The organism is Portibacter lacus (assembly GCF_021533215.1).
Taxonomy (GTDB): Bacteria; Bacteroidota; Bacteroidia; order Chitinophagales; family Saprospiraceae; genus Portibacter; species Portibacter lacus.
This window is the reverse complement of record NZ_JAJNKA010000007.1, coordinates 346,768-356,749: the sequence shown is the minus strand read 5'-3', so window position 1 is coordinate 356,749 and position 9,982 is coordinate 346,768. Positions and strand designations below refer to the sequence as shown.

The window sequence follows — 9,982 nt, the reverse complement described above, 5'->3', positions numbered from 1 at the left end:
GATTACCAGGACCTGGACCTTAGTTGATGCCTGTGGAAATATGAACGTTCAAGAACAAATCATAACAATTCAAGACACCACACCGCCAAGCTTCACTGTCCCATCAGCTATTACGATCAATTGTGAAATGATGCCAACAATAGGAAACGCAGGCGATGTAGAAGATGAAGCCGATAATTGTGGAGTAGGAGAAGCGACCTTTGCAGATGCAGCAGATTTAGCAGGATGCAATGGAACCGGGACGATTACTAGAACCTGGACCTTAGTTGATGCTTGTGGAAATATGAATGTGCAAGAACAAGTCATCACTGTTCAAGACACCTCACCGCCGAGCTTTACCGTACCATCAAATATTACGATCAATTGTGAAGTAATGCCAACAATTGCAAATACAGGCGATGTAGAAAACGAAGCCGATAATTGTGGAGTAGGAGAAGCGACCTTTGCTGATGTAGCAGATTTGGCAGGATGCAATGGAACCGGGACGATTACCAGGACCTGGACCTTAGTTGATGCCTGTGGAAATATGAATGTGCAAGAGCAGATCATTACTATTCAAGACACCACTAAACCCATCATCATAACTTGTGCCCCAATAATAACTATCAATTGTGATGATGATCCGAACCCAGCGTCCACAGGAATGCCGACAGCATCAGATAACTGCACACTTCCAGAAGACTTGGCAATAACATTTACGGATAGCTCTGAAGGAGGAACTTGCTCAGGAGATGATCCGATCATAAGAACGTGGACAATTTCCGATGCATGTGGGAATTCAATTGAGTGCACCCAAAGTATTGTTATTCAAGATGTAGAGAAGCCAAGTTTTACCGTTCCATCAAATATTACGATTAACTGCGAAGTGGAACCAATCATCTCTATCACAGGAGACGTAACAGACGCAGCAGATAATTGTGCATTGTTATCCATTGAATTTATGGATGTAAACCAAGAAGAACCAGGTTGTAACAATACAAGAATAATAGAGCGAACTTGGACTGCTTTAGATATCTGTGGCAATGATAGCATTGCGATTCAGTTGATCACTGTTCAAGACACCACACCACCGACCTTTACGGCTCCTGAGAATATTACAATCAATTGTGAAATAGAACCAAGCATTGACAATACAGGCGATGTAACAGATGAAGCTGACAATTGTGGTGTAGTCGAAGCGACCTTTGAAGACAGTGAAGATTTGGAAGGCTGTAATGGGACTGGAATAATTACTAGGACATGGATTTTGGTTGATGCATGTGGGAATATGAATGTGCAAGAACAAATCATCACTGTTCAAGACACCACACCACCGACCTTTACGGCTCCTGAGAATATTACAATCAATTGTGAAATACAACCAAGCATTGACAATACAGGAGATGTAACAGATGAAGCTGACAATTGTGGTGTAGTCGAAGCGACCTTTGAAGACAGTGAAGATTTAGAAGGATGCAACGGAACCGGAACAGTTAGAAGAACATGGACCTTAATTGATGCCTGTGGAAATATGGATGTTCAAGAACAAATCATAACTGTTCAAGATACGACTAGACCTGTCATCATAACTTGTAATCCTAGTATTACAATAAGTTGTGATGATGATCCTGATCCATCTTCTACAGGAATACCGGTGGCAACAGACAACTGTACACTTCCAGAGGACTTGGCAATAACATTTATGGATAGCTCTGAAGGAGGAACTTGCTCAGGAGATGATCCGATCATTAGAATTTGGACAATATCTGATGCATGTGGGAATTCAGTTAAGTGTACACAAAGCATTGTTATTCAAGATGTAGAGAAGCCAAGTTTTAACGTTCCATCAAATATTACGATTAACTGCGAAGTTGAACCCGATGTAACGATTACAGGAAATGTTATAGACGCAACAGACAATTGTGCTTTGCTTTCTATAGGTTTCGAAGATGAAAATCAGGCTGAACCAGGATGTAATAATACAAGAATAATAGAGCGAACTTGGACTGCTTTAGATATCTGTGGCAATGATTCTATTGCCATTCAACTCATCACCGTACAAGATACCACTCCGCCGACCTTTACCGTACCATCAAATATTACGATCAATTGTGATGTAGAACCAAGCATTGACAATACAGGAGATGTAACAGATGAAGCTGACTATTGTGGAGTCGGAGAAGCTACTTTTGCAGATACTGAAGATTTGGAAGGCTGTAATGGAACCGGAATAATTACTAGGACATGGACTTTGGTTGATGCATGTGGAAACATGGACGTGCAAGAACAACTCATCACTGTTCAAGACACCACACCACCGACCTTTACGGCTCCTGAGAATATTACAATCAATTGTGAAATAGCTCCAAGCATTGACAATACAGGAGATGTAACAGATGAAGCTGACAATTGTGGTGTAGTCGAAGCGACCTTTGCAGATGTAGCAGATTTAGCAGGATGCAACGGAACCGGAACAATTAGAAGAACATGGACCTTAATTGATGCCTGTGGAAATATGGATGTTCAAGAACAAATTATCACTGTTCAAGATACTACTAGACCTGTCATCATAACTTGTAATCCTAGTATTACAATAAGTTGTGATGATGATCCTAATCCATCTTTCACAGGAATGCCGACAGCATCTGATAACTGCACACTACCAGAAGACTTGGCAATAACATTTATGGATAGCTCCGAAGGAGGAACTTGCTCAGGAGATGATCCGATCATAAGAACGTGGACAATTTCCGATGCATGTGGCAATTCAGTTGAGTGTACACAAAGTATTGTTATTCAAGATGTAGAGAAGCCAAGTTTTACCGTTCCATCAAATATTACGATTAACTGCGAAGTGGAACCAATCATCTCTATAACAGGAGACGTAACAGACGCAGCAGATAATTGTGCATTGTTATCCATTGAATTTATGGATGTAAACCAAGAAGAACCAGGATGTAATAATACAAGAATAATAGAGCGAACGTGGATTGCTTTAGACATTTGTGGAAATGATAGCATTGCGATCCAGTTGATCACTGTTCAAGATACCACACCGCCAAGCTTTACCGTGCCATCAAATATTACGATCAATTGTGAAATAGAACCAAGCATTGACAATACAGGCGATGTAATAGACGAAGATGATAATTGTGGAGTAGGAGAAGCGAGCTTTGTAGATGCCGAAGATCTAGAAGGATGTAATGGAACCGGAACGATAACCAGAACATGGACCTTGGTAGATGCCTGTGGAAATATTAATGTGCAAGAGCAGATCATCACTGTTCAAGACACCACACCACCGACCTTTACGGCTCCTGAGAATATTACAATCAATTGTGAAATAGAACCAAGCATTGACAATACAGGAGATGTAACAGATGAAGCTGACTATTGTGGAGTCGGAGAAGCTACTTTTGCAGATACTGAAGATTTGGAAGGCTGTAATGGAACCGGAATAATTACTAGGACATGGACTTTGGTTGATGCATGTGGAAACATGGACGTGCAAGAACAACTCATCACTGTTCTAGACACCGCACCGCCAAGCTTTACCGTGCCATCAAATATTACAATCAATTGTGAAGTAATGCCAACAATTGGAAACACAGGAGATGTAGAAGACGAATCTGATAATTGTGGAGTAGGAGAAGCGACGTTTGCAGATGTAGCAAATTTAGCAGGATGCAATGGAACAGGGACGATTACCAGGACCTGGACCTTAGTTGATGCCTGTGGAAATATGAATGTGCAAGAGCAGATCATCACTATTCAAGACACCACTAAACCCGTCATCATAACTTGTAATCCTAGTATTACAATAAGTTGTGATGATGATCCGAACCCAGCGTCCACAGGAATGCCGACAGCATCAGATAACTGCACACTTCCAGAAGACTTGGCAATAACATTTATGGATAGCTCTGAAGGAGGAACTTGCTCAGGAGATGATCCGATCATTAGAATTTGGACAATATCTGATGCATGTGGGAATTCAATTGAGTGCACCCAAAGTATTGTTATTCAAGATGTAGAGAAGCCAAGTTTTACCGTTCCATCAAATATTACGATTAACTGTGAAGTGGAACCAATCATCTCAATCACAGGAGACGTAACGGATGCAGCAGATAATTGTGAATTGCTATCCATTGAATTTATGGATGTAAACCAAGAAGAACCAGGATGTAATAATACAAGAATAATAGAGCGAACGTGGATTGCTTTAGACATTTGTGGAAATGATAGCATTGCAATCCAGATCATCACTGTTCAAGACACCACACCGCCAAGCTTTACGGCTCCTGAGAATATTACGATCAATTGTGATGTAGAACCAAGCATTGACAATACAGGCGATGTAACAGACGAAGCTGATAATTGTGGAGTAGAAGAAGCGACTTTTGCAGATGTAGCAGATTTAGCAGGATGCAATGGAACCGGGACGATTACCAGGACCTGGACCTTAGTTGATGCATGCGGAAATATGAATGTTCAAGATCAAATCATCACAGTACAAGACACTACACCACCAACTTTTACGGTTCCTGTGAATATTACGATTAATTGTGACATAGAGCCAAGTGTAGAGAATATTGGTGATGTGGAAGATTTATTGGATAATTGTGGAATAGAAGCAGCGACATTTGTAGATGTGGAGAACTTTGAAGGGTGTAGTGGAACTGGAATAATAACACGAACCTGGACCTTAGTTGATGCCTGTGGTAATATGAATACACAAGATCAGATCATCACAGTACAAGACACAACACCACCGACCTTTATAGTTCCAGCGAATATTACGATTAATTGTGATATCGAAGCTACTGTCAGTGTTACAGGCGATTTAGAAAATGAAGCAGATAATTGCAGATTAGGTGAAAAGAGCTTTGTTGATATTGAAAATTTGGAAGATTGTAATGGAACAGGAACGATTACAAGGATTTGGACTTTAGCAGATTTATGTGGAAATATTAACATTCAAGAACAAATCATTACTGTTCGAGATACGACATCTCCTGAGATTGTTGCACCTACCGATGTCTCTATCATGTGCGAAGATGATCCTAATGATTTGACTTTGACTGGCGAACCAAGTACTTTGGATAATTGTACTAACGAAGAAGGTATAATGATCTCGTATTCAGATGTAAATAATATAGAAGGTTGTGCAAGTGAAGGCACAATTACGAGAACATGGACAGCGGTAGATTTATGTGGTAATACTAGTACAGACGTTCAAACTATATTCGTAGAAGATGTGTCTCCACCTGAATTTATGTTTCCGAGTAACATAACCATAAACTGCTTTGAGGACTACACAAACTTAGAATCTACTGGCGATGTATTTATAATGGAAGGAAGCTGTGCTATCGGTTTGATGGCAATTTATACAGATGAAGTCAGACTCAATGGCTGTAATAATACTGGGACTGTGGAAAGAACTTGGGTGGTTTCAGATAACTGTGGAAACTCAGATGTACAGTCTCAAATTATTACAGTAGAAGATGAAGAACCACCTGTTGCGATTTGTAATGATGTTACCATTTTTATTGAAATAGGAGGCAACATTGACTTAAGACTTGATGAAATTGACAATGGAAGTTATGACTGTGGTGTTATAGAAAGATCATTGAGCCAAAGTAATTTTGAATGTGATGATGCAGGTTTAAATATTATACAATTTATTGTTGAAGATGAATGTGGAAATACAAATAGTTGTAACGCATCAGTTTTTGTAATCGATACGATTTCTCCTTCAATCATTTGTCCTGCTGATTTAACCGTGCAGTTAAGTGCTGACCAGTGTTCAGCTGAAGCTGTCTTTGCCGATCCGATAGGTGAAGATAATTGTAGTTTTCTAATTTCAAGGATAGATGATTTAGGTCTTTTTTCTGGTGATGAATTTTATGTTGGGAATAATATATTATCCTATGAGATTACCGATGTCTCTAATAATACTGCCTCTTGCTCACATGAGATTTTTGTGAAAAACTTTTTGCCTCCAGCTTTTGCATGCCAAGGACAGATCAATGTTAGTATGGATGAACACTGTGAATTTTCTATTAGCATTGAAGATGTTTTAACAGGTGGAGAATTAGGTTGTTCGGATGGTTATACAATCGAAGTTGGCTCTGGTACGCCAGATAACTTCCAGAACATTATAGGTAGCCCCATTATTACATGTGAGTACTTAGGACAAGATCTGCTGTATTCCATTACGGATAATACCAATAATATTTCTTGCTGGGGACGTGTATTAGCGGAGGATAAACTAGCTCCTCAATTAAATGGTAGAAATTTAGAAGTAAAATGCGATGAAGAAACTGATCCTTTTCATGTAGGGTTCCCTTTTCATGATTCTATTCATATAGAAAATATAGACGGTGCCATGATTGCTGAAAAAGGAGCCGATAATTGTTCCCAAGCTAGATTAAGTTATTTCGATAACCAATCCTTCTTAGCATGTGACAATTTGTATTCACTTCAGATCATCAGAAATTGGACAGCGATAGATGATGGAGGAAGAACTGGTTATGGAATTGATACGATCAATATGTTAAGAGCGACCATTGATGACTTAGAACTGCCTAGAAATTTTGATGGTATTGATACAAGTTATTTAAAATGTGAAGATAGAGGTGTGGAGTGGGATACTTTAACTAATGGACATCCTAGTCCTACAGTAACTGGGGATATTATAGGAAATACGTGTAACGAATTTCAATTGACTTTTGAAGATCTTAGATTTGATAATTGTGCAGACTCACCAAATGCCTGTTTTAAAGTACTTAGGGATTGGAAAATATACAATTGGTGTTCAGGAGAGATCATCGAGCATCAACAAATCATCAAAATATTAGATGATATAGCTCCTACGGTAATCGCTCCTGATGACCATACACTAGGAGCAGATTCTTGGTGTAAAGGCTATCTTGTCGTTAATCCTCCATCTATTTCTGATAACTGTTCTGATAATGATAATTATCGGGTTATCTCTGATGCCGGAATTGTAGAATTTGATGAAAGTTTGAAACTATACACCATAAGTGAACTTCAAGAGGGAGAAGTTTATGTCATATATGAGGCAGAGGACTGTTGCGGAAATTTGGGTTATGATACGACTAAAGTACTTCTCGTTGACCAATCACCTCCTGTTGCTGTTTGTCATGAAAATACGATCATATCTCTTTCTGTTAATGAAGATTTTAATGGTTCCGAAACAAAGCTTTATGCGAGTTCAATAGATAATGGAAGCTCTGATAATTGCAAGCCTGTTTGGTTGAAAATTGGTAGAATGGATGATTCTATTTGTGGGCAGGCCAATGTTGGACTCCTCATTGATGATTATGCGTCATTTTGTTGCGGAGATATAGATCGTAACAATATGGTTGCTCTGCGAGTGTTCGAAGTTAATCCTGGAGAAGGGATAGTAAGTACTGCAGAAATGGAAGAAGGTGGTTCTTTGTATGGTAAATATACAGATTGTATGGCCAGAGTAACCGTCCAAGATAAGTTAAATCCTATAATCATACCACCATCTGATATGACGGTAAGTTGTGAATATTGGTCAGACGAAGATAATTTGGATCAGTTCTTTGGCAGTATTAAACTAAATACAAATATTGCAGATTCTTTATTCATTTTTGATAGAGGATGTCCTGATGAAGCTTCATTTGATCCAGCGGATCGATACGCAAGCTATTATAAATTTGTAGGATTTGATGGATATGCCTATGATGCCTGTGATATCGAAATCACAGAAAGTCATACCGTTTCTTATGGTTGTAATGCCAGTGAAATTATTAGGACCTTCATTGCGACAGATAGTCAAGGAAATTCATCTACTACCAATCAAAGAATAACTATAAAAGAGTGTATTCCGTTCTATATAGCGGATGAAGATTGTGGTAATTCAGATCCACTAGATGGCGTCGCATGGCCATGTGATTATATAACATCTGACTGTAATGCCTCACTTGATACTTCAATCACTGGAATACCTGAAATAATGATGCGAACCTGTCATACAATTGGTATTAAATTCAATGATTCTGAATATATCTCATCTGGAAATGGATGCAAAACGATCTTAAGGGAGTGGAGGATCATTGATGAATGTTATTTTGACATTGCGTTAGATGATTTCCACGTGAAGGAATGGAGATACTATCAAAGATTGAGAATTGAAAATAGTGAAGCTCCTGTTTTCTCGAATTGTGAAGATCTAAGCATTGACTTAAATGAAGAATGCGAAGGTATTTTGGATTATACTATCGTTGCATCTGATGATTGTACTTCAGACGATTTATTGGCTTATCATTATGAGATAGATATGAATAGCGATTATTCTTATTCAGACAAAGTAAAAAGTCGATCTATCAATACCGTCTTACCAGAAGGCAAACATCAGTTGAAATGGTATGCATTCGACGGGTGTAATAATATTTCAGTTTGTAATCAAACCATAACAGTCATTGATAGAAAACCACCAGTTGCTTATTGTTTTAATGGAATTACAACTTCGCTAAATGAAGGAGATAAAGAACTTGAATTTTGGGCTTCTGATTTTGATTTAGGAGGTTATGATGAGTGCAGTAATCCGGTTGTCGTATCATTTAGCCCAAACACTTCGGATATCATTCTGAATATTTCATGTAATGATTTAGACCTATTCCCTGTAGATTCCATTCCGATTACACTTTGGATTACAGATTCATATGGAAACCAAGACTTCTGTAATACTTATTTGAAAATAAGAAGTTCTGCAGAGATTTGTGGGGAGACGGTTGAGGAAGCCTCGATATTAGGAGAAATAACGAACCATGCAGATGGCATTGGGATCTCTAATGTAGAAATGTATTTTTCTACCAATGATGAATCTTTTGAAGAATATGAAATGGCAGTTGCTGGGAAGTATGAATTGACCAATCTAAAAATGTACTCAGATTATTATCTTAAGCCGAAGAAGAACGATGACGTATTAAATGGCGTGACGACCTTAGACTTAGTCCTTATTCAAAAGCATATTTTGGGGACAAAAGTTATCAATAATCCATATTATTTAATTGCATCAGATGTTAATCATTCAGGCGCTATTACCGCTTCAGATTTATTAGATCTAAGAAAGGTTATATTAGGAATTAAGAAGGAATTCAAAAATAATAACTCGTGGAATTTTATGCCCTCACACTTAGAATGGATTGATATTCAGAATCCTTGGGGTGTTTCAGATTATACTTCTGTATATGATCTTAGAAAAGATGTATTTGAAAATTTCACTGGCATTAAAGTGGGTGATGTGAACGGTAATGTTCAGATATCAGAGCAGAATAATTCTAGTATAAGGGTTGATCATTCCATTCTGCTTGAATCTATATTGGATGATGGTCAGTGGAATCTTAAAAACAACGTAAATAAAGAGATATTTGGCCTTGAGTTATCACTAATAGTAAGTAATGAGATGGATATAGATGCTATGGTTGTAACTTCAGATCTTCCAGAATTCACAAAAGATAACTATCATTTCTTTAACAAGGACGATCAATTGATTCTAAAAGTGAGCTGGAATACTGCAGAGCCCATTCAGATAAAAGACCGATCTTTGTTATCTGTTTCGGGAATTAGAGAAATCAGATTGCATGAAACAGGAATTAATGAGTTTTATGACATTGGACTTCAGGCTATTCCTGTTAAGGAAGAAGAATCAATTGGTAAACTTACATTACATCAAAACACGCCAAATCCATTTACAGAAAAAACAACTGTAAAAATGGAAATTTCAGAAGCAGGGAATTATGAACTATCCGTTTTGGATCTTAGTGGAAAAACTGTTTGGAAATCTGATGAATATTTAGAGAAAGGAATGAATAGTAGAACATTAGAGTTTTCTAATCTTAAATCTGGAATTTATGTTTTCAAAATTTCGTCGCAATCGATATCGAAATCAATAAAAATGATGGTTATAAATTAAAACATTTACTTTTAGGCTAATAAATTCTGTGAA

Annotated in this window: 1 protein-coding gene; it reads left to right on the top strand. The window is 37.9% G+C overall.

What is annotated here, in order from left to right:
• The first annotated feature begins 40 nt into the window (after nucleotides 1–40).
• Nucleotides 41–9,949 (top strand): T9SS type A sorting domain-containing protein, encoded by a 9,909-nt coding sequence (locus tag L2586_RS14365; RefSeq protein ID WP_235293610.1) that lies wholly within the window; start codon nucleotides 41–43, stop codon nucleotides 9,947–9,949.
• Nucleotides 9,950–9,982: the final 33 nt, after the last annotated feature.

What these genes read in the sequence shown, in the direction of transcription:
- L2586_RS14365 (WP_235293610.1), top strand. Translation starts at nt 41, where the DNA reads ATGAACGTTCAAGAACAAATCATAACAATTCAAGACACCACACCGCCA.